At 69.7% G+C, this 26500-nt stretch carries 18 protein-coding genes and 8 pseudogenes; 4 read left to right on the forward strand and 22 right to left on the reverse strand.

Features of this window, described 5'->3' with window-relative positions; genetic code table 11:
• The first annotated feature begins 36 nt into the window (after nt 1–36).
• Nucleotides 37–171: a hypothetical protein gene (locus L2X98_RS19735; protein ID WP_354002878.1), complete on the forward strand. Its 135-nt coding sequence runs from the start codon at nt 37–39 to the stop codon at nt 169–171.
• A gap of 205 nt (nt 172–376) precedes the next feature.
• On the opposite strand, the gene dapE is transcribed toward L2X98_RS19735, so the two are convergent.
• A complete protein-coding gene (dapE, locus tag L2X98_RS01710) occupies nt 377–1453 on the reverse strand; it encodes a succinyl-diaminopimelate desuccinylase (protein WP_259612131.1) in 1077 nt (358 codons plus the stop codon).
• A gap of 102 nt (nt 1454–1555) precedes the next feature.
• On the opposite strand from dapE, the pseudogene dapD reads away from it, so the two are divergent.
• Nucleotides 1556–2510 (forward strand): annotated as a pseudogene (dapD, locus tag L2X98_RS01715) (2,3,4,5-tetrahydropyridine-2,6-dicarboxylate N-succinyltransferase).
• Between the two features lie 107 nt (nt 2511–2617).
• Here dapD and L2X98_RS01720 read toward each other — a convergent pair.
• The 14 genes and pseudogenes from L2X98_RS01720 to L2X98_RS19745 form a co-directional block, all read right to left on the reverse strand.
• Nucleotides 2618–3319, reverse strand: a complete 702-nt coding sequence (locus L2X98_RS01720) for a dimethylarginine dimethylaminohydrolase family protein (RefSeq protein WP_354002879.1) — start codon at nt 3317–3319, stop codon at nt 2618–2620.
• Nucleotides 3319–4612 (reverse strand): annotated as a pseudogene (locus tag L2X98_RS01725) (citrate synthase). The gene L2X98_RS01720 and the pseudogene L2X98_RS01725 overlap by 1 nt, the downstream one beginning before the upstream one ends.
• Nucleotides 4613–4818: 206 nt before the next feature.
• Entirely contained in the window at nt 4819–5922 is a 1104-nt protein-coding gene (gene dapC / locus L2X98_RS01730; RefSeq protein ID WP_259612132.1) for a succinyldiaminopimelate transaminase, read from the reverse strand.
• A 3-nt stretch (nt 5923–5925) separates the two neighbouring features.
• Nucleotides 5926–6246, reverse strand: coding sequence for a ferredoxin (gene fdxA / locus L2X98_RS01735; RefSeq protein ID WP_259612133.1), 321 nt, complete (start codon nt 6244–6246; stop codon nt 5926–5928).
• A 9-nt stretch (nt 6247–6255) separates the two neighbouring features.
• The gene (locus L2X98_RS01740) at nt 6256–6654 is read right to left on the reverse strand and encodes a DUF6113 family protein (protein WP_259612134.1); all 399 of its coding nucleotides are present in this window, start codon (nt 6652–6654) and stop codon (nt 6256–6258) included.
• Between the two features lie 119 nt (nt 6655–6773).
• Nucleotides 6774–7087, reverse strand: a pseudogene (locus L2X98_RS01745) (AzlD domain-containing protein).
• Nucleotides 7084–7770, reverse strand: a complete 687-nt coding sequence (locus tag L2X98_RS01750) for an AzlC family ABC transporter permease (protein ID WP_259612135.1) — start codon at nt 7768–7770, stop codon at nt 7084–7086. The pseudogene L2X98_RS01745 and the gene L2X98_RS01750 overlap by 4 nt, the downstream one beginning before the upstream one ends.
• A 222-nt stretch (nt 7771–7992) precedes the next feature.
• Nucleotides 7993–9906: pseudogene (typA, locus tag L2X98_RS01755) on the reverse strand (translational GTPase TypA).
• Between the two features lie 186 nt (nt 9907–10092).
• Nucleotides 10093–10728 carry an ABC transporter substrate-binding protein gene (locus tag L2X98_RS01760; RefSeq protein WP_354002979.1) on the reverse strand — a complete coding sequence of 212 codons (636 nt, stop codon included), beginning with the start codon at nt 10726–10728 and terminating at the stop codon, nt 10093–10095.
• Entirely contained in the window at nt 10641–11720 is a 1080-nt protein-coding gene (locus L2X98_RS01765; protein WP_259612136.1) for an ABC transporter substrate-binding protein, read from the reverse strand. Before L2X98_RS01765 ends, L2X98_RS01760 begins: the two co-directional genes overlap by 88 nt.
• Before the next feature lie 121 nt (nt 11721–11841).
• Nucleotides 11842–13954 (reverse strand): annotated as a pseudogene (locus tag L2X98_RS22040) (ABC transporter ATP-binding protein).
• Nucleotides 13947–14852, reverse strand: coding sequence for an ABC transporter permease (locus tag L2X98_RS01780; protein WP_259612137.1), 906 nt, complete (start codon nt 14850–14852; stop codon nt 13947–13949). The pseudogene L2X98_RS22040 and the gene L2X98_RS01780 overlap by 8 nt, the downstream one beginning before the upstream one ends.
• 38 nt (nt 14853–14890) lie before the next feature.
• Complete coding sequence (locus L2X98_RS19740; RefSeq protein ID WP_354002880.1) at nt 14891–15274, reverse strand: ABC transporter permease; 384 nt, start codon at nt 15272–15274, stop codon at nt 14891–14893.
• Nucleotides 15275–15366: 92 nt separating this feature from the next.
• Nucleotides 15367–15882: an ABC transporter permease family protein gene (locus L2X98_RS19745; protein ID WP_354002881.1), complete on the reverse strand. Its 516-nt coding sequence runs from the start codon at nt 15880–15882 to the stop codon at nt 15367–15369.
• A gap of 75 nt (nt 15883–15957) precedes the next feature.
• Between L2X98_RS19745 and L2X98_RS01790 the strand changes: the two genes are divergently transcribed.
• Nucleotides 15958–16095, forward strand: a complete 138-nt coding sequence (locus tag L2X98_RS01790) for a hypothetical protein (protein ID WP_259612138.1) — start codon at nt 15958–15960, stop codon at nt 16093–16095.
• A gap of 143 nt (nt 16096–16238) precedes the next feature.
• Here L2X98_RS01790 and L2X98_RS01795 read toward each other — a convergent pair whose 3' ends face one another.
• The 6 genes and pseudogenes from L2X98_RS01795 to L2X98_RS01820 all read right to left on the reverse strand — a co-directional run bounded on the left by L2X98_RS01795 (nt 16239) and on the right by L2X98_RS01820 (nt 22587).
• Nucleotides 16239–16688 (reverse strand): PH domain-containing protein, encoded by a 450-nt coding sequence (locus L2X98_RS01795; protein ID WP_259612139.1) that lies wholly within the window; start codon nt 16686–16688, stop codon nt 16239–16241.
• Nucleotides 16685–17176 (reverse strand): hypothetical protein, encoded by a 492-nt coding sequence (locus tag L2X98_RS01800; RefSeq protein WP_259612140.1) that lies wholly within the window; start codon nt 17174–17176, stop codon nt 16685–16687. The genes L2X98_RS01795 and L2X98_RS01800 overlap by 4 nt, the downstream gene beginning before the upstream one ends.
• A gap of 74 nt (nt 17177–17250) precedes the next feature.
• Nucleotides 17251–18919: pseudogene (locus L2X98_RS01805) on the reverse strand (dipeptide ABC transporter ATP-binding protein).
• Nucleotides 18916–19857, reverse strand: coding sequence for an ABC transporter permease (locus tag L2X98_RS01810; RefSeq protein WP_259612141.1), 942 nt, complete (start codon nt 19855–19857; stop codon nt 18916–18918). The pseudogene L2X98_RS01805 and the gene L2X98_RS01810 overlap by 4 nt, the downstream one beginning before the upstream one ends.
• Nucleotides 19847–20777 (reverse strand): annotated as a pseudogene (locus L2X98_RS01815) (ABC transporter permease). The gene L2X98_RS01810 and the pseudogene L2X98_RS01815 overlap by 11 nt, the downstream one beginning before the upstream one ends.
• 175 nt (nt 20778–20952) lie before the next feature.
• Nucleotides 20953–22587: a peptide ABC transporter substrate-binding protein gene (locus tag L2X98_RS01820; RefSeq protein WP_259612142.1), complete on the reverse strand. Its 1635-nt coding sequence runs from the start codon at nt 22585–22587 to the stop codon at nt 20953–20955.
• A gap of 242 nt (nt 22588–22829) precedes the next feature.
• Here L2X98_RS01820 and L2X98_RS01825 point away from each other — a divergent pair, with 242 nt between their 5' ends.
• Nucleotides 22830–23585 carry a CPBP family intramembrane glutamic endopeptidase gene (locus tag L2X98_RS01825; protein ID WP_259612143.1) on the forward strand — a complete coding sequence of 252 codons (756 nt, stop codon included), beginning with the start codon at nt 22830–22832 and terminating at the stop codon, nt 23583–23585.
• 68 nt (nt 23586–23653) lie between these two features.
• Here L2X98_RS01825 and gcvP read toward each other — a convergent pair.
• Nucleotides 23654–26489 (reverse strand): annotated as a pseudogene (gene gcvP / locus L2X98_RS01830) (aminomethyl-transferring glycine dehydrogenase).
• Between the last annotated feature and the right edge of the window lie 11 nt (nt 26490–26500).

The raw sequence follows: 26500 nt of genomic DNA on the forward strand, positions 1-26500 counted from the left end.
AGCACCAGGCAGGCCAGGTAGCCGGCCACCAGCGAGATGCCGATCGCCGCCACCTGCCAGCCGAGCCCGGTGCCGCCCAGCACCCGCGCCAGATACGGGTACAGCGGCATGAACGCCCACGCGTTCTGCGTCACGTCGCCGGCGGCATCCACCGGCAGCGTGGTGGGGTAGCCGTGCACCGCGATGTACCAGTACCACTGGGCGTCCCAGCCCATCAGCAGCGCGCCCACGCCGGGATCCGCGCCATAGCGCGACTGCGGCGTGGACAGCTGCGAGGCCAGCGCGAAGAGCCCCGTCGTGACCACCCGCGCCGCCAGGTACAGGATGCCCAGGCGCAGCGCGACCGGAAGGCGCCGCCAGCCGGTGCCGCGCCGGGTCAGCTCGGCTTCAGCCACGCCCGCAGGCCCCGCTCGACCGCCTCGATCTGGGCGATCGGCACGCGCTCCTCGTCGTGATGCGCCAGGTGCGGGTCGCCCGGGCCGTAGTTGACGGCCGGCACCCCGAGAGCCGAGAAGCGGGCGACGTCGGTCCAGCCGTACTTCGGGCGCGGCTGCGCGCCGACCGCGGCCAGGAACTCCTGCGCCAGCGGCGCATCCAGCCCGGGGCGGGCGCCGGGAGAGGCATCCGTCACCTCCACCTCGAACCCGGCGAACACGCTGCGCACATGCGCGACGGCCTCGTCGACGGTGCGGTTCGGCGCGAAACGGTAGTTCACCTCGACCTCGCACAGGTCGGGGATGATGTTGCCGGCGATGCCGCCGCTGATCCGCACCGCGTTCAGCCCCTCGCGGTACACGAGGCCCTCGACCTCGACGTCGCGCGGCCGGTATTCGGCCAGCCGGGCCAGCACCGGCGCGGCCATGTGCACCGCGTTCTCGCCGATCCAGGCGCGCGCGCTGTGCGCGCGGACGCCGTGGGTGCGCACGGCGACCCGCAGCGTCCCGTTGCAGCCGCCTTCCACCTCGCCGTCGGACGGCTCGCCCAGGATCGCGAAGTCCGCCTCGAACAGGTCCGGTCGCTCGCGCGACAGGCGGTTCAGTCCGTTGCGCTCGGCATCGACCTCCTCGTGGTCGTACCACATCCAGGTGATGTCGACGCGGGGAGCGCGCAGTTCGGCCGCGAGCTTGAGCTGGACGGCGACCCCGGCCTTCATGTCGACGGTGCCGCGACCCCAGATGTACGGCTCGCCGTCGATCTCGATGTCGCGCGTGGGCACGTTGCCGTTGATCGGCACGGTGTCCAGGTGCCCGGCGATCACGACCCGGCGGTCACGGCCGAGGTTCGTGCGGGCCACGATCGTGTCGCCGCAGCGCACCACCTCGAGGTGGTCCAGGCCGCTCATCGCGGCGTGCACGGCGTCGGCCAGCGTCGTCTCGTCATCCGAGACGCTCGGGATGTCGCACACGACTCGGGTCAGATCGGGGGACGTCTGGGACAGATCGAGCACCGGCATCCTCCGAGTCTAGCCAGCGCGGTCCGCACGTCCGGGCGGGGCCGCGTTCTGGTCCGCGATTCTGGTTCGCGGTGCCCGCCACGGCCACGCTAGCGTGGAGGGATGAGCGATCAACGGCGCGTCTTCGGGACGGGGCTTTCCACGTCCGCCTCCGACGGGACGGTTCTGGATGCCTGGTTCCCCGCACCGCGGGTGGGGCGCGGCGACGGCACCACGATGGCGACGCGCGCCGCCGAGCTGCGCAGCGGCGTCGGCGAGGACGCGCGCCGGGGCGTGCACACCGCGGTCGTGGAGCTGGAGATCGACCTCGATGCGCCGCCGGCATCGACCGCCGACGCCTACCTGCGCCTGCACGCGCTCTCGCACCGCCTCGCGCTGCCGAACACGGTCAACCTCGACGGCGTGTTCGCCTTCCTGCCCACCGTGGCCTGGACCACCGCCGGCCCCATGCACCCGGACGACGTCGACCGGCTGCGCGCCCCGATGCGGGCCGCCGGGATCCAGGTGCAGGGACTGGACAAGTTCCCGCGTCTGCTGGACTACGTGACACCGCCGGGGGTGCGCATCGCCGATGCCGCGCGCGTCCGCCTGGGCGCCTACCTCTCCCCCGGCACCACGGTCATGCACGAGGGATTCGTCAACTACAACGCGGGGACCCTCGGCTCCTCGATGGTCGAAGGCCGCATCTCGCAGGGGGTGGTGGTCGGCGACGGCAGCGACATCGGCGGCGGCGCCTCGATCATGGGCACGCTCTCCGGCGGCGGCACCCACCGGGTCGCGATCGGCGCACGGTGCCTGCTGGGCGCGAACGCCGGGGTCGGGATCTCGCTGGGCGATGACTGCGTGGTCGAGGCGGGGCTCTACGTCACCGGCGGCACCAAGGTCGTGCTGGCCGACGAGGCGGTCCGGGCGGACGGGTCACGCCCGACGGCGAAGGCGGCCGAGCTGTCCGGCCGGTCCGCCATGCTGTACCGCCGCAACTCGCTCACCGGCGCCGTCGAGGCGCTTGCGCCGGGCCGGCGTCGGGATCACCCTGAACGAGGCGCTGCACGCCTGACGGTCCCGACACGGGATTGCCGGTGCGGGGCGGATCGACCGGAACCGATCAGAGGCGGATGCGGACCGAGAGGCAGGTGACGCAGCCCTCGAGCTTCTCGAACTCCGTCATCGGCACCGCGACCACCTCCAGTCCGCGCGCGCGCAGCGCTCCGCCGTCCGCGGCGCCGACGCCGACATCAGCACGGTGTGCTCGTCGAGCACGACGACGGCGCTGCCCTCCGCCTCCGGGATGGGCGCGAAGTGCGGATATCGGGATGCGTCGTCGACGAGCGGCGGGTATCCGATGATCGTGCCGTCGGGCAGGGCGGTCACGCCGGTCTTCAGGTGCAGGACCTTCGTGATCGGCACCGCCACGACATCCCACCCCCGTGGCTCCAGGAGCTGCCGCAGCTGCGCGATGCCCTCGTCGTTCGTGCGCGAGGACCGGCCGACGTAGACCCTCCGTCCCACCTTGAGCACGTCCCCGCCTTCGAGCGTGCCCGGGTGGGCGATGGCGGCGACGGCCAGGTCGGATGCCGCCACGACCGCCCGCGCGGTCTCGATCTCGCCGCGACGGGAGTCGGCACCGGGCCGGGTGATGACCGCGAGGTCGTCGAAGATCACCACGACATCCTCGACGAACACGCCGTCGGGATGCTCGTCGGCGGCCGGCAGCGGTCGGACATCCCATCCGCGCGCGCGGAAGGCATCGACGTAGTGCTCCCACTGCTCACGCGCGAGATCGACATCGGCGCCGACCCGCTCGAGATGGGTCAGCTCGCCGTCCTCCAGGAGCGGCGAGGGCTGCCGGACGAGCAGGCGGGCCATCAGACCCCGGGGTAGTTGCGCTCGGGCGCGCCGACGTACAGCTTGCGGACGGCCGATCTTCGTCTGCGGGTCGTTGACGGCCTCGCGCCACTGGGCGAGCCAGCCGGGCAGACGCCCGATCGCGAACAGCACGGTGAACATGCGGGTGGGAAAGCCCATCGCCTTGTAGATCACGCCGGTGTAGAAGTCGACGTTCGGGTACAGCTTGCGCTCGACGAAGTAGTCGTCGGCCAGCGCGATCGCCTCGAGCTCCTTGGCCAGGTCCAGCAGCGGGTCCTGGATGCCGAGCTCGGCCAGGACCTCGTCCGCGGACTCCTTGACGAGCTTGGCCCGCGGATCGTAGTTCTTGTAGACGCGGTGCCCGAAGCCCATGAGCTTGACACCCTCTTCCTTGTTCTTGACCCGCTCCACGAACCGCTCCACACTCTCGCCGGAGTCGCGGATGCGGGCGAGCATCGACAGCACGGCCTCGTTCGCCCCGCCGTGCAGCGGGCCGTAGAGGGCGTTGATGCCGGCCGAGATCGCGGAGAACTGGTTCGCGCCGGTGGATCCGACCAGGCGCACCGTCGAGGTGGAGGCGTTCTGCTCGTGGTCCTCGTGCAGGATCAGGAGGCGCTCGAGGGCGCGCGAGACCACCGGGTTGACCTCGTACTCCTCGGAGAGGACCCCGAAGTTCAGCTTGAGGAAGTTGTCGACGAAGCTCAGCGAGTTGTCCGGGTACAGGAAGGCCTGCCCGATGCTCTTCTTGTGCGCGTAGGCGGCGATCACCGGGAGCTTGGCGAGCATCCGCACGATGTTCAGCTCGACGTGCTCGGAATTGTGCGGGTCGGACTGGTGCTCGTAGTAGGTGGACAGCGCCGAGACGGCGGAGGAGAGCACCGACATCGGGTGCGCGGTGTGCGGCAGCGCGGAGAAGAAGCGCTTCAGGTCCTCGTGCAGAAGGGTGTGACGACGGATCCGCTCGTCGAAGTCGGCGAGCTCGGAGGCCGAGGGCAGCTCGCCGTAGATGAGCAGCCAGGCCACCTCCAGATACGAGCTGTTCTTGGCCAGCTGCTCGATCGGATAGCCGCGGTAGCGCAGCACCCCGGCCTCGCCGTCGATGTAGGTGATCGCGGACTTGGTGGCCGCCGTGTTCACGAAGCCGTAATCCAGCGCGGTGTGCCCGGTCTGCCGGGTCAGCGTCGAGACGTCGATGCTCGGCGCGCCGTCGACGCTCTGCAGGCACGGCAGCTGCGCGGTGGTGCCCGCGATGGTGAGAGTGGCGATGTCCGGCTGGGCTCCCGCGTCGGTCACGGCGCCTCCTTACGATGTCTGTCGTCGAGGGGGATGCGTGGGCCGATCGGGGTGGGTGCCGCTCGGTCCGCGAAGCGTCGCCGGTTCGGTCGCGCAGCCGATGTGATCGCCGCGTGCGCCCGCGGATCCGCTCTTCCTACAGCCTAACCCGCCGCTTGGCCAACTGAGACATCGGCCAAAGGATCCTCGGATCGACTGGAGGTCCGCTACGAACGCAGGCGGGATGCGGCGGCGGCCACCCGCTCATCGGCCGCGGTCAGCGACAGCCGGATGTGCTGCGGGAAGTCCGCGCCGTAGAAATGCCCGGGACCGGCGAGGATGCCCAGCTCGGCGAGCCGGTCGATGCTCTCCCAGGCATCCCGTCCCTCGGTGGCCCACAGGTACAGCCCCGCCTCGCTGCCGTCGATCCGGAAGCCGGCCGCCTCGACCGCCGGCTTGAGGAGGTCGCGGCGACGCCGGTAGAGCGCCTTCTGCCCGGCCACGTGCGCGTCGTCGCCGAGAGCCGCGGCCATCGCGGCCTGCACCGGGGCCGGCACCATGAGGCCGAGGTGCTTGCGGGCGGTGACCAGCGCCTCGGTCAGCGCCCGGTCGCCGGCCACGAACGCCGCGCGGTAGCCGGCGAGGTTCGACTGCTTGCTCAGCGAGTACACCGACAGCACGCCCGCCGGCTCGGCGCCCACCACGCGCGGGTCGAGGATCGACGGGATCGGCTCGGTGTCCCACGGCCCATCCCACCCGAGCTCGGCGTAGCACTCGTCGCCGGCGATCACGGCGCCGAGCTCTCGTGCGCGCGCGACCGCGGTCTGCAGCGATCGGATGTCGCGGACGCGCCCGTCCGGGTTCCCGGGGCTGTTCAGCCAGATCAGCCGGGTGCCCACCGGCCATTCGGCCGGGTCGTCGCCGGCCAGCGGGGTCGCGCCCACGAGGCGCGCCCCCACCTCGTAGGTCGGATACGCGGCACGCGGGTGCACCACGACATCGCCCGGGCCGACCCCCAGCAGCAGCGGCAGCAGCGCCACGAGCTCCTTCGAGCCGACGGTCGGCACGATCTGCGCCGAGGTCAGACCCGGCACGCCGCGGCGCCGCGCGTACCAGTCGGCGATCGCCGCGCGCAGTGCCGGCGTGCCGACCGTCTGCGGATAGGCGTGTGCGTCGGTCGCGGCCGTCAGGGCGTCCCGGACGACGGCGGGTGTGGCATCCACCGGCGACCCGATCGACAGGTCGACGATGCCGTCCGGGTGTGCGCGGGCACGGGCGGCGTACGGCGCGATGGCATCCCAGGGATACTCGGCGAGGTCGGCGACGCCCACCGCTCAGCCGTTCTGCGGCGGCAGGGCGGCGACGATCGGGTGGTCGGAGTGGATCACGCCGACCTTGGCCGCGCCGCCGGGCGAGCCCAGGTCGTCGAAGAACTCGACGTTGACCTTGTAGTAATCCGCCCATTCCTCGGGCAGGTCGTCCTCGTAGTAGATCGCCTCGACCGGGCACACCGGCTCGCACGCGCCGCAGTCCACGCATTCATCCGGGTGGATGTACAGGGAGCGCTCGCCCTCGTAGATGCAGTCCACCGGGCACTCGTCGACACAAGCGCGGTCCTTGACATCCACGCACGGGAGGGCGATCACATACGTCACGGGGCCAGTCTAGTTGTCCGTACGCGACGAGGCGGCCCGCAGGTCGGGCCAGGCCACCACGATCGTGGCGGCCAGTCCGACGGCGATCCCCCACGCCAGGCCCAGGTTCACCCCGGCGAGCAGGTCGAGGTCGCCTCCGGGCACCACCACATCGCCGCCCGGCCCGGACCCGGAGAACACGACGGTGGCCGCCAGCGCGCCCACCCCGCCGCACAGCGCCGTCCAGCGGTCGCCGGTGAGTGCGCGCAGCGCGACGAACAGCGCGGCGATGCCGATGACGGCCAGGATCAGCCCGACCGGGATCGGACCCAGCCGGTAGGCGTGGGCGATCGTGCCGGCGGTGCCGTAGACGGCGCCGACGACCAGGGCGAGCACCCAGGACAGCACGCGCGACAGGGTCTGATTCACCGCGCCAGTCTACGGCGGCGCGGTGATCAGCCGGCGGTGATCAGGCGACCGGGTGCAGGCGACCGGGTGATCAGGCGACTGGGTGCAGGCGACCGGGTGCAGGCGACCGGGTGCAGCGTTCACGCCGCCCAGCCCCACAGCCGCAGCAGTGCCGCGACCAGGGCTGCCGCGGCGACCACGACCAGGAACGGCGCGCGCAGCGCAGCAGGCCCGCGGCGACGGCGATCGCGGGGACGCGGGCGTCGACGACGATGTGCTGCCCGACGCCGAGGGTCTGGACGGCGACCAGGGCAGCGAGCAGCGTGACGGTCAGCAGGTCGGCGATCCGCGCGGGGCGGGGAGCCTCCATCATCCGGGCCGGCACCAGATAGCCGGCGGCCTTCAGCGCCACGCAGATGACGGCCGCCAGCAGCACGGCGTTCCACAGGGTCACGGCAGGCCCTCCCGCTCGGGCACGTCGTCCGGCTCGACCGGCGGGGCGGCGTCCCGGCCGAGCCAGTTGAACCAGCCGACGACGATCGCCACGACCGCGGCGACGAGCACCGGCATCCCCGGCAGCAGGACCGGGGTGAGCACGGTGGCCACCGCCGCGGCGGCGATGCCCACGGCGATGGCCTGGCGTGCCCGCAGGCGCGGCCACAGCAGCGCGAGGAAGGCGGCCGCAGCCGCGGCATCCAGTCCGTACGCCTTCGGGTCGCCCAGCACGTCGCCCAGGAGCGCTCCGGCGAGGGTGGTGAGGTTCCAGCCGATGTAGACGCCCAGGCCGGTGACCCAGAAGCCGAGGCGCTGCGCGCGCAGCGTGGTCTGGCCCAGTGCCATCGCGGTCGACTCGTCGATCGTGAGCTGGGCGGCCGCGGCGCGGCGGAACAGGCCGCCGCCGATCAGCGGCGCCATCCGCATGCCGTAGGCGATGTTGCGCACGCCCAGCAGCGCCGCCGATGCTACGGCGGAGGGGGCCGCGGCCAGTCCCCCGCTGCCGATCACGCCGATGAACGCGAACTGCGACCCGCCGGTGAACATCAGCAGGCTCAGCACGCACGTCTGCCAGACGTCGAAGCCGGATGCCGTGGCCAGGGCGCCGAACGAGATGCCGTACGCGCTGGTGGCGACCGCCACGCCGAGCGCGCCCGGACCGCGCGCCGCCGTGCGGCGGCCTCGTCGTCGGTCACCGCGCGCATCCTGCCCGGTCCGGTGAACGCATGTCCCCCATCATGAGCAGTTCCCCCACGCAGATCAAGCTGGCCACGAGATCGTACGATCTGGCCGAGTGCACATCAAACTTGGCCGAGTTTGATGTGGTTTCGGCCAGATCGTACGATCTCGAGAAGAACGAGGGGGTCAGGCGGTCGCGTCTTGGCGCTTCAGACGGGCCGTGGCCCGGGCGCGGTCGTGGCCGTCCAGGACGACCTTGCGGATGCGCACCTTCTCCGGCGTGACCTCGACGCACTCGTCCTCGCGGGCGAACTCCAGGCTCTCCTCCAGGGAGAGGATGCGCGGCGGCGTCATCGACTCGAACGTGTCGGCGGTGGACGAGCGCATGTTGGTGAGCTTCTTCTCCTTGGTGATGTTCACGTCCATGTCGTCGTTGCGCGAGTTCTCGCCGATCACCATGCCCTCGTACACCTCCTCGGTCGGCTTGCACGAAGAACGACATCCGCTCCTGCAGCGCGATGATCGCGAATGGGGTGACCACCCCGGTGCGGTCCGCGACGATCGACCCGTTCTGCCGGGTGACGATATGCCCGGCCCACGGCTCGTAGCCGCGCGAGATGGCGTTGGCGATGCCGGTGCCGCGGGTGGTGGTCAGGAACTCGGTGCGGAAGCCGATCAGCCCGCGCGAGGGCACGACGAACTCCATCCGCACCCATCCGGTGCCGTGGTTGGTCATCGAATCCATCCGCCCCTTGCGGGCGGCCAGCAGCTGCGTGATCGGGCCGAGGTACTCCTCCGGCGCATCGACGGTGAGGTGCTCGAACGGCTCCTGCAGCGTGCCGCGCTCGTCGCGGCGGGTGACGACCTGCGGCTTGCCGACGGTCAGCTCGAAGCCCTCGCGGCGCATGTTCTCCACCAGGATCGCCAGCGCCAGCTCGCCGCGACCCTGGACCTCCCAGGCATCCGGCCGTCCGATGTCGACGACCTTCAGCGACACGTTGCCGACCAGCTCGCGGTCCAGACGGTCCTTGACCATCCGGGCGGTGAGCTTGTGCCCCTTGACCTTTCCGGCCAGCGGCGACGTGTTCGTGCCGATCGTCATCGAGATCGCCGGGTCGTCGACGTGGATCTGCGGCAGCGGGCGCACGTCGTCGGGGTCGGCGATGGTCTCGCCGATGGTGATGTCCTCGAACCCGGCGATCGCGACGATGTCGCCGGGGCCGGCCGAGTCGGCGGGGTATCGCTCCAGCGCGCGGGTCTTCAGCAGCTCGGTGATCCGGGCGTTGGCGTGCGAGCCGTCGTGCCGCACCCAGGCCACGGTCTGGCCCTTGCGCAGCGTCCCGTTGAACACGCGCAGCAGCGCGAGGCGGCCGAGGAACGGCGAGGAGTCGAGGTTGGTCACCCACGCCTGCAGCGGCGCCTCGTCGTCGTAGCTGGGCGCCGGCACGTGCTCGAGGATCGCCTCGAACAGCGGCTCCAGATCGTCGTTGTCGGGCAGCTTCCGTTCTCGGGACGGGTGCGGGATGCCGCGCCCGCCCGCCCGGACGCGTACACGACCGGCACGTCCAGCAGCGAGTCCACGTCCAGGTCGGGCACGTCGTCCTGCAGATCGGCGGCCAGGCCCAGCAGCAGATCGTGGCTCTCCTCCTCGACCTCCGCGATGCGGGCATCGGGGCGGTCGGTCTTGTTCACCAGCAGGATGACGGGGAGCTTGGCCTCCAGCGCCTTGCGCAGCACGAAGCGGGTCTGCGGCAGTGGCCCCTCCGAGGCATCCACCAGCAGCACGACGCCGTCCACCATCGACAGACCGCGCTCCACCTCGCCGCCGAAGTCGGCGTGGCCGGGGGTGTCGATCACGTTGATGGTGACCGGCACGTCGGTGTGGATGCCGTTGTAGGTGATCGCCGTGTTCTTGGCGAGGATCGTGATGCCCTTCTCGCGCTCCAGGTCGTTGGAGTCCATCGCGCGCTCCTCGACGTGGGCGTGGTCGCCGAACGAGCCGGTCTGGCGGAGCATGGCGTCCACGAGCGTGGTCTTGCCGTGGTCGACGTGGGCGACGATCGCGACGTTGCGCAGATCTGAGCGGTGGGCGATGGACATGGCCGGTGGCACCTTTCGGTGGAAGAAGGATGATGAGGATGCGGGGTCCTGTCACGGTCCCGTTCTCACGGTGCAGCTCAGGCTCGACGCGGCGGGAACGCAGAAAGGCGCCCGCCCCGCAACCGATTCTATCGGTGCGAAGCGGACGCCCCGCTCAGCAGGCGCTCAGGCGCCCGTTCGAGGTGACTACTTGGTGAAGCCGACCTTCGTCCAGTCGTCCGTCAGGTCGGTGAACGTGCCCGGGCCGTAGTTGGCCAGGTTCTTGTCCACGACCTGCACGTTCGGGTACGGGTAGATCGGCAGCATCGGCATGTAGCTGGCGATGGTGTCGTTGATCTGGCTCGTGATCTTCAGCCGCTTCGCCGGGTCGAGCTCGGTGTTGGCCTGCGTCCACAGGTCACCCAGCTTCGGGTCCGTGACGAACGCGAAGTTCTGTCCGTCGCCGCCCGGCTTCATCTCCGGGTAGAACAGGGACTCCGAGGACGAGACCGGGAACAGCGTCCCCTGCCACCCGAAGGTCGCCATCTCGTACTTGCCCGCCATGATGTTGGTGAAGTAGTCAGCGCTGGGCACCTCGTCCAGCTTGACGTCGATGTCGATCTTCTTCAGCGAGGACTGGATCTGCTGCGCACGCAGCTCGTTCGACTTCGTGCCCTGCGGAACGATGACCGAGAGCGCGAGGTCCTTGCCGTCCTTGGTCCACTTGCCGTCGGCGTTGGTCCAGCCCGCGTCCTTCAGCAGCTTCTTGGCGGCGTCCAGGTCGTAGGCAGCTTGTCGCCGACCGTGTCCTCGTAGCCCTTCTGACCGGGCATGTAGATCCAGTTGCCGTCCGTGGTGCCCTTCACGCCGAGCGGCTCGTTCGCCGTCTTGGCGATGAGCTCACGGTCGATGGACTGGGCGATCGCCTTGCGCACGTTCGCGTCGTCCAGCGGCGCCTGCAGACCGTTGAAGGTCACCTGCGAGTAGGTCAGGCCACCCGAGCTGAGCGCCTTGGCGCCCGACTTCTTCAGGGCCGCCGTGTACGTGTCGACGTCCTGCGCCTCGACCGCGTTGATCTCGTTGTTCGCGAAGGACTGCGCCTGCGAGCCCTGGTCGATGACCGTCCAGGTGATCTTGTCGAGCTTGGGCTTGTCGCCCCACCACTTGGGGTTCGGCGTCTCGGTGTAGATCTTGGCGCTGTTGTCGATCTTGCTCATCACGAACGGGCCGCTGGAGGGCAGCGGCTTCTGCGTGTAGCCGGTGCTCCACTTGACCGGGTCGCTGGCGATGTCGGCGGGGACCGCCGGGGTCGTCAGCAGCGCCTGCCAGTCCGCGTACGGTGCGGAGAAGGTGAACGTGAACTCGTAGTCGTTGACCACGTCGAACGACGCCACCTTGTCGAAGCCGGCGGACGAGGCGATGTTGAACTTGTCGTTCTTGCCGGAAAGCGCCGCGAACGTCGCCTTGTAGTCGTTCGCGGTCAGCGGCGAGCCGTCTTCCCACACCGCCTTGTCGTTGAGCTTGACATCGACCGTCTGCGGTGACTCGCTGGTCAGCTCGATCGACGTGGCGTAGTTCGGGTCGGGCTCGACGCTGCCGTCCTTGGTCGCCTTGTAGGGCGTTCCCATCAGGGGCGACTGCATGTTCACGACCGGGACGTTCGCGCCCTGCGTGGTGCTGATGTTCCAGTTGCCCTCGTTGGTGCCGCTGGACAGGACGGCCAGGTTCAGCGTGCCGCCCTGCTGCACGTCGGACGCCGGGACCGGCGTCCAGCCGATGAGCGGAAGCTGCGGGCCTCGCTGCTGCTGGGCGGCGTCGCATTGGGCTGCGCGCACCCGGCCAGTGCAAGGCCGGCAGCACTGAGCACAGCGACAGCCGCGAGTGCTGTGGTTCTGCGGTTCATGGTGCTTCCTCTTCTTCTGTGTATCCCGCCGCTGTCGACAGGAGTCTTGGTGATCAGCCGACGACCAGGGTGTTGCGGTCCACGTGGTGGCAGGCCACCAGGTCGCCGTCGTGGTCGATCAGCTCAGGGTCCTTCGCATCGCACAGCGCGCGCTGCGGCTCGCCGAGGATCTTGTACAGCGGGCACCGCGTGCGGAAGCGGCATCCGTCGATCTGCTCGGCCGGGCTCGGCAGATCGCCGTCCAGCAGCACCCGCTCGCGGGTGCGCTCGATGGTCGGGTCCGGGATGGGGGCGGCGGACATGAGCGCCTGGGTGTACGGATGCTTCGGGTTCTCGAACACCTCGGCGATGTGCCCGTACTCCACGATCTGCCCCAGGTACATCACCGCGACCTCGTCGGCGATCTGGCGGACCACCGCCAGGTCGTGGGCGACGAAGATCAGCGACAGGCCGAGCTGGTCGCGCAGGTCCTGCAGCAGGTTGATCACGCCGGCCTGGATGGACACGTCCAACGCCGAGACCGGCTCGTCCAGCACCAGCACCTTCGGGTCGGTGGCCAGGCCCCTCGCGATGCCGATGCGCTGGCGCTGACCGCCGGAGAACTCGTGCGGGTAGCGGTCCAGCATGGTGGAGTCCAGCCCCACCAGGTCCAGCAGCTCGGCGACCCGACGGTTGCGCTTCTCGCGCGAGACGCCCTGCGCCAGCAGCGGCTCGCCCACCACGTCGGCGATCGGCAGACGCGGGTCGACGGCGGCGGCCGGGTCCTGGAACACGATCTGGATCTCGCTCGCAAGCTGGCGGCGGGTGTGCGGCGTGAGCTTGGCGATGTCCTTGCCGACGATCTGGATCGTGCCGACCTGGGGCTTGGTCAGCTCCATCAGCTCGAGGATGGTGGTGGTCTTGCCGCAAGCCGGACTCCCCCACGATCGCCAGCGTGCGGCCCGGGTCCAGCGAGAACGACACGCCGTCCACGGCGCGGACGGTGCCGACCTGGCGGCGGAAGACGCCGCCCTTCATCAGCGGAAAGTGCTTGACCAGGTCCTTGACCACCAGGACCGGCTCGGCACTCTCCGGTGCCTTCTCCCGCACGACGAGCGCCTCGGGGCGGGGGAAGATCTCGGGGCGGGTCAGCTCGCCGGACAGGATCTCGCCGGCGCGATGGCAGGCCGACAGGTGGTTGTCCGGTCCGCCGTGCTCGACCAGCGGAGGCTCGGTGGTCCGGCAGATGTCGATCGCCGCGGGGCAGCGCGCCGCGAACGGGCACCCCACCGGCAGGTTCGCCAGCGACGGCGGACGCCCTCGAGCTCGCACCAGCCGGCTGGTGCCGGCGGTGCGGATGTTGGGAACCGAGCGCAGCAGTCCGACGGTGTACGGCATGGTGGGCTCGTGGAACACCTGGTCGACGGTGCCGAACTCGACCAGCTTGCCGGCATACATCACCGCCACCCGGTCGGCGTGGCCGGCCACCACGCCCAGGTCGTGGGTGATCAGCGAGACGGCGGCGCCGGTGAGCCGCTTGGCCTCCTGCAGCACCTCGAGGATCTGCGCCTGGATGGTCACGTCCAGCGCGGTGGTCGGCTCGTCGGCGATGATCAGGCGCGGGTTGTTGGCGATCGCCATCGCGATCATGGCGCGCTGCCGCATCCCGCCGGAGTATTCGTGCGGGAACGCCAGGGCCCGACGCGACGGGTCGGGGATGCCGACGATCTTCAGCAGCTCGACGGCGCGCACCGCGGCGGCCTGCTTGCTCAGCGCGCGGTCGTGCAGGCGCAGCGCCTCGGAGATCTGATCGCCCACCGTGTAGACGGGGGTCAGCGCGGACAGCGGATCCTGGAAGACCATCGCGATCTCGCTGCCGCGGATGTGCGAGAGCTGCCGGTCGTTCATCCGCAGCAGCGACTTGCCGTTGTAGAGGATGTCGCCGGTGACCTCAGCGGTGTCCGGCAGCAGACCCATGACCGCCAGGGACGACACGGACTTGCCGGAGCCGGATTCGCCGACGATGCCCAGGAACTCGCCCTCGTCGATGGTGTAGCTGATGTCGCGCACCGCCCGCACGTCGCCGGAGCGCTGCGGGAAGGTCACCGAGAGGTTCTTGACCTCGAGCAGGTGGCGGCCGGCCGGGGCGGATGCCGCGGGCTGGGGCTGGAGCAGGGTCTCAGGCACGGTTCACCCCAGAAGTCGGGTCGATGGCGTCGCGCAGGGCGTCGCCGACGAGGCTGATGGCCAGAAGCAGCACGATCAGGGTGCCGGCCGGGAACAGGAACAGCCACGGCCGCGTCGTGGCGGCGGACTGGCCGTTGGCCAGCAGCGTGCCCAGTGAGACGTCCGGCGGCTGCACGCCGAAGCCGAAGAAGCTCAGGCTGGTCTCGGCGAGGATCATGGCCGCGATGCCGAGCGTCGCGTCGATGATCAGCAGGGACGCCACGTTCGGGATGATGTGCCGCCGCACGACCGACCAGGTGCCGAATCCCATGTAGCGGGCGCCCTTGACGAACTCGCGTTCGCGCAGCGACCGGGTCTGGTTGCGGATGACCTGGGCCATGATCATCCAGCCGGTCACGGCGAGGAAGATCATCATCACGACCCAGCTGCCGTGCGTGAACGGGTACAGCAGCACCAGGATGAAGAAGGCCGGCAGCACCAGCATCAGGTCGATCAGCCAGGCGATGACCTTGTCTCCCCATCCGCCGAGGTACCCGGCGGTGGCGCCCAGGACCGCCGCGATGATCGTGGCGGCGGGGCCGGCGATGAAGCCGATGATCAACGACTTCTGCAGGCCGGACACGATCTGCGCGTACAGGTCGTGGCCGAGGATGTCGGTGCCGAACCAGTGCAGGATCGTGGGCGGGTAGTTCATGTTGTTCACGTCCTGGTCGGTGGGCGACCACGGCGTGAGGAACTGCCCGAACAGGGCCCACAGCACGAACAGGGCGAGCACCGTCGCGCCGATCCAGAAGCGGGGGGTGTGCTCGAGCCGCCGCCAGATCACGCGTCCGCGCGAGGCGGGCTTGCTGGCCAGCTTGGTGGGTTCCGGCTCGGTCTCGGGAAGCTGCGGCATCATCGGTCTGGGCGAGCAGACCGGCTTCGGGCATCGCCATGTCAGCGCCTCACTCTCGGGTCGAGCGCCGCGTACAGGATCTCGGACAGCGTGGACGAGCACAGGATCAGGATCGCGACGAACAGCGTGGATCCGGCGACCGAGTTGATGTCGTTCTGCTGGATGGACTGGATGGTCATCTCGCCCATGCCGTGCCAGCTGAACACGATCTCGAGCATCGCCGAGCCCGCCACCAGCGTGCCGAAGCTGTAGGCGAAGAACGTCGACATCGGGATCAGCGCGATGCGCACGCCGTGGCGGACCAGCGCCGAGCCGCGCGTGCGCCCTTTGGACCGGGCGGTGCGGATGTAGTCGGCGCCGAGCACGTCCAGCATCGTGTTGCGCTGATACCGGCTGTACGAGGCGGCGCCGGCGATCGCCAGCACCAGGGTCGGGAGCGCGGCGTGCGATATCCGGTCGCCCAGCGCTCCCCAGAAATCGGCCGGGGCGTTCGCCGAGTACTGTCCGCTGAATGTGATCAGCTTGCACCCCCAGCGCCTGGTTCAGGTAGGTCGCCATGATCATGAACAGGATGGCCATGACGAACACCGGGGTGGCGAACACGATGTAGGACAGCGTGGTGACGACCTGGTCGCTGAACTTGTACTGGCGCACCGCGCCCCACACGCCCAGGATCACGCCGAGGATCGCGCCCAGGATGGCCCCGACCAGCAGCGAGCTGCAGGCTCACGCCCGCGCGGATCGCGATCTGCTGGGTGACCGGCTGGTTGGCCACGGTCAGGCCCAGGTCGCCGTGGAAGATGTTGATGAACCAGGTCCAGGTGCGCTCGATGAGCGGCACGCTCGGGTTCACGCCCCACGCGTCCAGCAGCTGGTCGATCGAGGACTGCGGCGGGCGCGGGTGCCGGTTCTCCAGCTCCCAGACCGGGTTCAGACCGGTGCTGGCCAGCATGTACGCCAGCGACGCGGCGACCGCGGTCAGGATCAGGTAGTTGAAGATCCGGCGGATGATGTAGAGAGTCACAGACGCCACCCCGCATCTGCGGCGGATGCTGTCCGGTCCGGCCACACGATGTGCACGCCGCCCGCAGGGAGTGCGGAGTTCCTGTTGATCACGTTCGTGAACGTTTCCTTGCTCGTCGAGCGCCGACTTGTGATCGACGCCGATGTCGATGCCGAAGGTTTCTCGGCGCAGGCCGCTGTTGGACCGGCGTCTACTCTAATCGACATCAGCGATTCTGCCTGACTTCACACGAATTCTTTATCGGGGTGTTAGCTGATCGGCGTTCGGGGCGTGCACACTGACGGATCACCATGGCAGCAGCGCCACCACTGCGCACCCCGCCAGCACGACCCCGACGACCACCGCCGGCACGTCCCAGCCGCGGGTCACGGGCCCATCCGACCCGGTCGCCGACTGCCACGCCGCCCGCACCGTCTGCAGTGCGCCGTCCTCTCGCAGACCCGCCCGCGCCCCCGCACGCGGGGCGAACGGGCTGCCCAGCACTCCACCGCCGATCCGTCGTCCAACGTGATGCGCAGCTGGGCCCGACGCTCGACATCCGCGACCCGAGCCCACGGGATGCGCACCCAGCGCAGCAGATTGCGCGCCGACAGTGCAGAGGCGTCCACCCGCACGCTCATCCGGATCAGGAACACCCAGGCGCACCACAGGATGAACGCGATCACTCCGCCGGCGCGCAGCGCCAGCTCGACCCGTCCGCGGATGGCGGCATCGCCCACGAAGATCACAGCCAGGCCCGCCAGGGCCCAGAACGTGATGACCGACGAGACCGCACGCAGCACGATCACACCGCCCTGCGCCAGATCCTTCGTCATGAAGGTCCTCCGCTGACGATCAGGGCCGCACCAGCCCAGACCACGAGCACGGCCAGCACGATCAGCGCGGGGACGTCCCACCCGCGGCGGACCGGGTCCTCCGGCGAGCCGACGGCTCGGCCCGCGGCATCCTCACGCACCCGCACCAGGTAGTCCCACTGCGCCTGCACCGTGGGAGGGGTCTGGTCCTGCCGCCCGGGACGGCGTCCCGGGCGGCCCTGCACGGGGCCGCCCAGCGAGCGCACGGAAGTGCCGTCGTCGAGGGCCAGCTCGACCTGCCAGCGCCACTGCATGTCGACGATGCGCGCGAAGGGCACGCGGATCACGCGCAGCATGTTCTGCACTGTGATCGCGTCGTCGTCCACCTCCAGATGCGACGCGAAGGCCGAGACGTACACGAACCACAGCGCGAGCAGCGGCCACGGCGCCAGCAGGAGCGCCTCGCCGACGTCGCTGCGCACGAGCGCGTCGCCCAGCAGGAACAGCACGATCGCCGCTGAGATGATCAGCAGCGGAACGGCCGACGCGGGCCGGAAGACCCGCCGGGCGGACGGGGAAGCGGTCAGCGCGCACCACCGCCGAGCGGGATCGCGGCGCCCGGGATCGCATCCAGCAGCCGCTGGGTGTACTCCTGGGACGCGTTCGCGAAGATCTCGTCCACGGTGCCGTGCTCGACCACCCGGCCCTTCTCCATCACGCACACCTCGTCGGCGACCACGCGCACCACGGCCAGGTCGTGCGTGATGAACAGGTAGGTGAGATGCAGCTCGTCCTGCAGCGCGGCCAGCAGGCTGCAGGATCTGGTCCTGCACCAGCACGTCCAGCGCCGAGACCGCCTCGTCCAGGACGATGATCTCGGGCTTGAGCGCGAGGGCCCGCGCCAGCGCGACCCGCTGGCGCTGGCCGCCGGACAGCTCGTTCGGGTAGCGACTGGCCAGCTCCTGCGGAAGAGCGACCTGGTCGAGCAGCTCGACCACCCGCGCCCGTCGGGACGCGCCGTCGCCGACCTTGTGGATCTCCAGCGGCTCGGAGATCGTGTTGCCGATGTTGCGCAGCGGATCCAGCGAGCCGTACGGGTCCTGGAACACCGGCTGCATGCGTCGGCGCAGCCCGAACACCTCACGGCTGCCCAGACCCGCGATGTCGATGCCGTCGATCTCGATCGCACCCGAGGTCGGGTCCTCGATCTTGAGCACCATCTTCGCGACCGTCGACTTGCCCGAACCGGATTCGCCCACCAGCGCCAGCGTCTTCCCCTTCGGGATGTCGAAGCTGACGGCATCCACCGCGCGGAACGGCACCGAGCGGAAGCCGCCGGTGCGGATCTTGTAGTCCTTGGTCAGGTCGCGCACCCGGACTGCGGGTGCGGCATCCGCGTCGCCGTGCTCGATGCCGCGGCGCTCGACCGAGGCCTGGATCCGCTGCGAGGCGATGCTGGGGGCGGCGGCCACGAGGCGCTGGGTGTACGGATGCTGCGGGTTCTCCAGGATCTCGCGACTGGGCCCGGACTCGACGATCACGCCCTGCTGCATCACGACGATCTTCTCGGCCCGCTCGGCGGCCAGGCCCAGGTCGTGCGTGATCAGCAGCACCGACGTGCCCCGCTCGCGCGTGAGGTGGGCCATGTGGTCCAGGATCACGCGCTGCACCGTGACATCCAGGGCGCTCGTCGGCTCGTCGGCGATGAGCAGCTTGGGATCGGCCGCGAGGCCGATGCTGATCAGGGCGCGCTGGCGCATGCCGCCGGAGAACTGGTGCGGATACTGGTGCAGCCGCCGGTCGGCGTCGGCGAGGCCCGCCTGCTTGAGCACCTCGATCGCGCGGGCGTTGACCTCGCGCCGGCCGTGCGCGATGCCGTTGGCGCGGATGGCCTCCTTCACCTGGAAGCCGATCGACCACACCGGGTTGAGGTTGGACATCGGGTCCTGCGGCACGTAGCCGATCTCGCGCCCGCGGACCCGCTCCATCTGCTTCTCGCTGAGGGTGGTCAGCTCGCGGCCGTCGAGCTGGATGCTGCCGCCGGTGACGTGGCCGGTGCCGGGCAGCAGGTTCACGATGGCCGAGGCGGTCGTGGACTTGCCCGACCCGGACTCCCCCACGATCGCCAGCGTCTCGCCCGGGTACAGCTCCAGGCTGATGCCGTGCAGCACCTCGCGCTCGGTCTTCTGCCCGCGGAACGCGACCTTCAGGTCGCGGATGCTCAGCAGGGGCGTGGCAACGGACTCGCTCATCGCTGTGCCCTCGCTCTCGGGTCGAGGGCGTCTCGGATGAGCTCGCCCAGCATGATGAACGCCAGCACCGTGACGGTCAGGAAGATCGACGGGTAGATCAGCGACATCGGCGCGACGCGGATGGAGGTCTGGGCCGCACTGATCTCCGTGCCCCACGAGATGACCTCATCGCCCAGGCCCACGCCGAGGAAGGCCAGCGTCGCCTCGGCCACGATCGCCGCCGCCAGGCTCAGCGTCGTCACCACCAGCAGGGGCGCGATCGCGTTCGGGATCACGTGCGAGCTGAGGGTGCCGAACTTCGACTTGCCCAGAGCCAGGGATGCCGTCACGAAGTCGGACTGCCGCACCCGCAGCACCTCGGCCCGCACGACGCGTGCCGTGGACGCCCAGGCGAACCCGCCGATCGCCAGCGACAGCGTGAACACGTTGCGGTACTGGGCGAACACGGTCATCACCACGACCGCGGCCAGGATGTAGGGGATCGAGAAGAAGATGTCGCCGACGCGGGAGAGCACCGAGTCGAGCCATCCGCCGTAGAAGCCGGCGAGGGCCCCCATGATCAGGCCGATGATCGATCCGATCAGGGTGGCCAGGATGCCCACCGACACCGACACCCGGGTGCCCCAGACGATGCGCGAGTAGATGTCGCAGCCCTGGAAGGTGTAGCCGAGCGGATGCCCGGCAGCGGGCCCCGCGTTCGAGTAGGTGAGGTCGCACGCGGTCGGGTCGGTGTGCGTGAACAGGGTCGGGACGAACGACATCAGCAGGACCACGATGACGATGGCAACCGAGATCCAGAACGTCGGGCGCCGCCGGATGTCCTGCCAGGCATCCGACCACAGGCTCGTGGGCTTGGCCGCGACCTTGACGGCGTCCACCGTGATGGTGGTGGTCTCCACCGGCGCGACGTAGTGCGTCGACGTGACTTCACTTGACATAGCGGATCCTCGGGTCCAGGCAACCCGTAGAGCAGGTCGACGACCAGGTTCACGAGCACGTACAGAATGACGAATATGGTCACGAACGAGACGATCGTCGGTCCCTCGTGCAGCAGCGTCGCGTGGAACAGCGTGTTGCCGACCCCCGGGATGTTGAACACCGCCTCGGTGACCGTCGCGCCCACCAGGAGCACGCCGAAGTTCGTCGCGGAGTTGGTGATCACCGGGATGAGCGAGTTGCGCAGCACGTGCACCGGAAGCACCCGGTTGCGCGACAGACCCTTGGAGTAGGCCGTGCGCACCCAGTCCTGGTTCAGCGTGTCCAGCACCGAGCCGCGCATGAGCCGCATGCTGGTGGCGAACAGGCTGACGCCGAGCACGATCGCCGGCAGCCAGAGGCCGTTCCAGCCGTTGTCGGCGCCGACCGTGGGTTTGAACCAGCCGAGCTTGATCGCCAGGAAGTACTGGGCGACGAAGCCGAGCACGAACACCGGGACGGACAGGAAGATCAAGCCCGCGATGAGCGCGGCGTTGTCGAACAGCTTGCCCTTGCGCAGCGCCGAGACCGTGCCGACCACGATCGAGAGGATGAACTCGATGACAATGGCCATCACCGCAAGGCGTGCGGTCACGGGCAGAGTGCGGGCGAGCACGTCGTTCACGGACTGGCCGGAGAAGGTGGTGCCCAGGTCTCCGCGGAAGATGCCGGTCAGGTAGAACCAGTACTGCACGAGGAACGGCTGGTCCAGGTGGTACTGGGCCCGCAGTTCGGCCAGCAGCGCGTCACTGGGCTGCTTGTCGCCGAACAGCGCGGCGATCGGGTCGCCGGGCATGGCGAAGACGAGGAAATAGATGAGCAGGGTCGCTCCGATGAACACCGGAATGACCTGCAGGAGGCGCCTGAGGATGTACGCGAACATGCGCCCTCCCTTCGGGTACAGGCATGCCTCTCATCGCGTCGCGGCGGCTGCCGGGCAGCGGGGTGTGCTGCCGACATCCTCTCGCGGAACTGATGCGAGTGCGAGTGGAGGATGACACGCCGCGAGGCGGTGACGCGATCGTCACCGCCTCGCGGTGTTGATCCCTCAGGCTGGGTCAGCCCTTGGTGATCTCGTAGTACAGCGGAACCGAGTTCCAGCCGAACGTGACGTTGTGCACGCCCTCGGCGTAGCCGCCGGTGACGTTCGAGTACCACAGCGGGATCGCGGGGAGGTCCTTGAGGAGGATCTCCTGCGCCTTCTGGTAGTCGGCGATGGCCGCTTTCTGGTCGCTCGAGGATGCGCCCTGCGCGAGCAGTGCGTCGAAGTCCTTGTTCGCGTAATCGGTGTCGTTCGAGCTGGCACCGGTGGAGTACAGCGGCTGCAGGAAGTTGTACATGCCGGGGTAGTCGGCCTGCCAACCGGTGCGGAACGCCGTCTTGATCTTGCGGGCGTTCACGTCGGCGCGCAGCGTGGCGAAGTCGACGTACGACTTGCCGGACGCGTCGATGCCGAGCGTGTTCTTGATCGAGTTCGACACGGCGTCGACCCACTCCTTGTGGCCGCCGTCCGCGTTGTATGCGATCTGGAAGGTGCCGCTCCACTTGGACATGCCGTCGGCCTGCGCCCACAGTTGCTTGGCCTTGTCGGCGTTGTACTTCAGGACGTCGGCGCCGGTGAGCGAGTCGGACCATCCGTTGATGACCGGCGAGGTGAAGTCGCTTGCCGGGGTGCGGGTGCTGTTGAAGATCGTCTTCGTGATCTGGTCGCGGTTGATCGCCAACGAGATGGCCTGACGGCGAAGCTCGCCCTCCTGGCCGGTGAAGTGCGCGGCGTCGCCCGGGATCGAGAACGACTGGAAGATCGCGGCCGGCTGGTTCACCGCGCGGTCACCCAGGTCGGACTCGAAGGTCGCGAACGCCGACGGCGGGATCGCGTCGATGACGTCGACGTTCCCGGCCTGCAGATCGGCGTAGGCCGAGTCCTGCGAGGCGTAGAACTTGATCGTCAGACCGCCGTTCTTCACCTGGCGTCCGCCGGTGTAGTCGTCGTTCTTGACCAGGTCGATCTGCACGTCGTGCTGCCACGCCGAGTCGCTGGCCAGCTTGTACGGGCCGTTGCCGATCGGGTGCTCGCCGAACGCCTTCATGTCGTCGAACGCCACGTCCGGCAGCGGGTAGTAGGCCGAGTAGCCCAGTCGCTGCGACCAGTCTGCGGCCACCGGCGAGTTCAGCTTGACGGTGAACGTCTGGTCGTCGACCTTCGTCAGGCCGGTCAGGTCCGAGTCCTTCTCGGCGTCGAAGCCGTCGATGTCGGCGAACCAGGAGGAGTTCAGCTGCTTGTTCGAGAACTTCGCGCCGTACTTCCAGGCGTTGATGAAGCTGTCCGCGGTCAGTTCCTGACCGTTGGTGAACTTCTCGCCCTTCTTGATCTTGATCGTCAGGTTCGACGGGTCGTCGACCGTGATCGACTCGGCCATGTCGTTGACGAGCTTGCCCTTGCCGTCGTAGTACGCCAGGCCCGCGAAGATCGAGTCGAGGATCTTGCCGCCGCCGACCTCGTTGGTGTTCGTCGGGATCAGCGGGTTCTCGGGCTCGTTGCCGTTGACCTTGATGATCGCCGACGCGTCGCCGCTGCCGCCGCTCGTCGTGCCGTTGCCGCCCGAGTTCCCGCCGCCCGAGCAGCCGCTGAGGGCGATGACGCCCGCAGTCAGCAGCGCGAGAGACGCGAGAGCGATCTTCGTGCTCTTCACGTGTCCTCCTGTGAAAGGGATTGATGTCCGCCCGCAGCCGTGCGCCACTGTGCGCACCGCTTTCTACGCGCGGCGATGACGCCCACCATAAGCACGTTGACGGCTCTGCTCCAAATATGGCCCCAAACCGTTACACACCTTTTACCGATCGTGCCTCGCATGTGACAATCTGTGGAGTGTCCGCATCCTCACCGCCCCTCGCTCCTCCGTCTCGAGCACGTATCGGGTGGGAGGTCTCACTGGTGCTGGCCTGCACCCTCGGCCAGTCGGCGGTGTACGCGCTGATCCTGCTGGTGCGTCGGCTGCTGGTCAGCGTGCCGCTGGGCGACCAGTCGACCGCGCTGAACCCGCCGCGGGCCATGCAGGCGTTCTGGGACTTGCTGTATCAGCTGCTGGACATCGGCTTCTCGCTGGCCCTCGTCGGTCTCGTGCTCTATCTGCTGTGGGATGTCGGGACCAGCCCGTTCCGGCGCATCGGGCTGGACTTCCGCCGTCCCGGCCGTGATCTCGGTGCCGGAGCGCTCATCGCGCTCGTCATCGGCGTGCCCGGGCTCGGCCTCTACGCGGTCGGGCGTGTGCTCGGCATCACCGTGCAGGTCTCGGCATCCCCTCTCGACCCCACATGGTGGACGATCCCGTTGCTGATCCTGGCGGCCGTGCGCGCGGCGCTGCAGGAGGAGGTCATCATGATCGGCTACCTGTTCACCCGGCTGCGCCAGGCCGGGTGGAACGCGTGGACGATCATCCTGGTGTCGGCGGCGATCCGCGGCTCATACCACGCGTACCAGGGGGTCGGCCCGATCGTCGGCAACTTCGTGATGGGCGTGGTCTTCGGCTGGTGCTACAAGCGCTGGGGCCGCGTGATGCCGCTCGTGGTCGCCCACACGATCCTGGATGTGGTCTCGTTCGTGGGCTACCCGCTGGCCGCCGCCCTGTGGCCCGGGGTCTTCGCCCCCGCCCCGTCACCCTCCCCGTCCCCGTCGCCGTCCCCGTCCTGATCCGGGCCGGAGTCGGGACTGCCGCCCGGGTCCGCTAGAACCGCCCGGGACGGGCCCGCGCGGGCGGGTCAGGCGAACGCCTCGACCGGAGGGCAGGCGCAGACCAGGTTGCGGTCGCCCCAGGCGTTGTCGATCCGGCGCACCGGGGGCCAGTACTTCGTGCGCACCAGCGACGGCACCGGGTAGACGGCGACCTCGCGCGGGTACGGGTGCGTCCACTCCCCTGCGACGACGGATGCCGCGGTGTGCGGCGCGTTCACGAGGGGATTGTCATCCGCGGGCCACTGCCCGGCGGCGACCGCGAGCGCCTCGGCCCGGATCGCGACCATCGCCTCGACGAACCGCTCGAGCTCGTCGATGTCCTCCGACTCGGTCGGCTCGACCATCAGCGTCCCGGCGACGGGGAACGACATCGTCGGGGCGTGGAAGCCGTAGTCGATCAGCCGCTTGGCGACGTCGTCCACGGTGATCCCGGTCTGCTCGCGCAAGCGGACGCAGATCGAGGATGCACTCGTGCGCGACCAGGCCCGACTCCCCCGTGTACAGCACCGGGAAGTGCTCGCGCAGCCGGGCGGCGAGGTAGTTGGCCGACAGGACGGCGGCGGCCGTGGCATCCCGCAGCCCCTGGGTGCCCATCATCCGCATGTACGCCCACGAGATCGGCAGGATGCCGGCCGAGCCATACGGCGCGGCCGAGACCGGCCCGCCGGTGAACCGGACTCCCCCGCGTGGTCGGCGCGCTGCGCGAGCGGGTGCGAGGGCAGGTACGGCGCCAGATGCGCCTTCGCTGCCACCGGGCCGATGCCGGGGCCGCCGCCGCCGTGCGGGATCGCGAACGTCTTGTGCAGGTTCAGGTGCGATACGTCCCCGCCCAGGTCGCCGAACCGCGAGAATCCCAGCAGCGCGTTCAGGTTCGCCCCGTCCACGTACACCTGCCCGCCGGCGTCGTGCACGGCTTGGGTGATGGCCACGACATCCTGCTCGTACACTCCGTGCGTGGACGGGTAGGTGATCATCAGCGCCGCGAGGGTGTCGGCGTGCGCGGCGATCTTCGCCCGCAGATCGTCGAGGTCGACGTTGCCGGCCTCGTCGCAGGCGACCACGACCACCTGCAGCCCGGCCAGCACCGCCGACGCCGCGTTCGTGCCGTGCGCGGACGACGGGATCAGGCAGACCGTGCGCTGCTCCTCGCCGTTGCCGCGGTGGTAGCCGCGGATCGCGAGCAGCCCGGCCAGCTCGCCCTGCGAGCCCGCGTTCGGCTCGCAGCGACACGCTGTCGTAGCCGGTCACCTCGGCCAGCCAGGTCTCCAGCTGCTCGATCATCGCCAGGTATCCGCGCACGTCCCGCTCGGGCGCGAACGGATGCACGCGCGCGAACTCGGGCCACCCGATCGCCGCCATCTCGGTGGCCGCGTTCAGCTTCATGGTGCACGAGCCGAGCGGGATCATCCCGCGGTCCAGCGCGTAGTCCCGGTCGGCCAGCTGCTTCAGGTATCGCATCATGGCGGTCTCGGAGCGGTGCGTGTGGAACACCGGATGCTGCAGGTACTCGTCCTCGCGGCGCAAGCACGACATCCACCCCGGCCAGGGGCACGGCGTCGGCCCAGTCCAGTTCGCGCTCGCCGTGCTCGTCCGCATCCGGCGCACCGAACGCCCATGCCACGGCGGCGAGGTCGGCCGCGGTCGTGGTCTCGTCCACCGAGACGCCCACCGTGGCCTCGTCGGCCCAGAACAGCTGGTATCCGCGGGAGCGCGCCCGCTCGATCACCCGCTGCGCGGTGCCGGGCACGGTCACCCGCAGCGTGTCGAAGAACGCGTCGTGGTGCACGCTCTGCCCGTAGTCGCGCAGCCGCCCGGCGAGCGCCGTGGTCTTGCGGGCGACGTCCGACGCGATCGCACGCAAGCCCGTCCGGGCCGTGGTAGACGGCGTACATCGCCGCCATCACCGCCAGCAGAACCTGGGCGGTGCAGATGTTGGAGGTCGCCTTCTCTCGCCGGATGTGCTGCTCGCGCGTCTGCAGCGCGAGTCGGTACGCCGGCTGGCCCGCGGCATCCTGCGAGACGCCCACCAGGCGTCCCGGCAGCTGCCGCTCCAGCCCCTGCCGCACCGCCATGTAGCCGGCGTGCGGGCCGCCGAAGCCCATCGGCACGCCGAAGCGCTGGGTCGTGCCGACCGCGACATCCGCGCCCAGCGAGCCCGGCGACGCGCAGCGTGAGGGCGAGCAGGTCGGCGGCGGCCACCGCCAGTCCGCCGGCCACATGGGCGGCATCGATCACGCCGGACGGATCCCACACCCGCCCGGACGCGCCCGGGTACTGCACGAGCACCCCGAACAGCTCGTCCGGCAGCGTGGCCCCGTCGGCGAGGGCCCGCTCGACCAGCTCGATGCCGACGGCGGCGGCCCGCACGCGCAGGCACGGCCTTGGTCTGGGCAGCGCGTCGGCGTCCACGACGAACACCGGGCTGGCGGCCTTCGAGGCGCGCCGGGCCAGCAGCATCCCCTCGGCGACGGCCGTGGACTCGTCGAGCATCGAGGCGTTCGCGGTGGCCAGGCCGGTCAGGTCGGTGACCATGGTCTGGAAGTTGATGAGCGCCTCCAGCCGTCCCTGCGAGATCTCGGGCTGGTAGGGGGTGTACGCGGTGTACCAGGACGGGTTCTCCAGCACGTTGCGCGTGATCACCGACGGGGTGAAGGTGTCGTAGTAGCCGAGGCCGATCATCGGACGGGCGGAGCGATTCTGGTCCGCCAGGGCGCGCAGTTCGGCCAGCGCCTCGGCCTCGGTGGCGGCCGGCGGGATGTCGGTGGTCGTCCGCGGCGCAGACGCCGCGGTGGAGCGGATGGATGCCGGCACCGCCGCGTCCACGAGCGCGTCCACACTCGCGAACCCGAGGGCATCCAGCATCCGCCGCTGCG

Source organism: Microbacterium elymi (assembly GCF_021582895.2).
GTDB classification, from domain to species: domain Bacteria; phylum Actinomycetota; class Actinomycetes; order Actinomycetales; family Microbacteriaceae; genus Microbacterium; species Microbacterium humicola.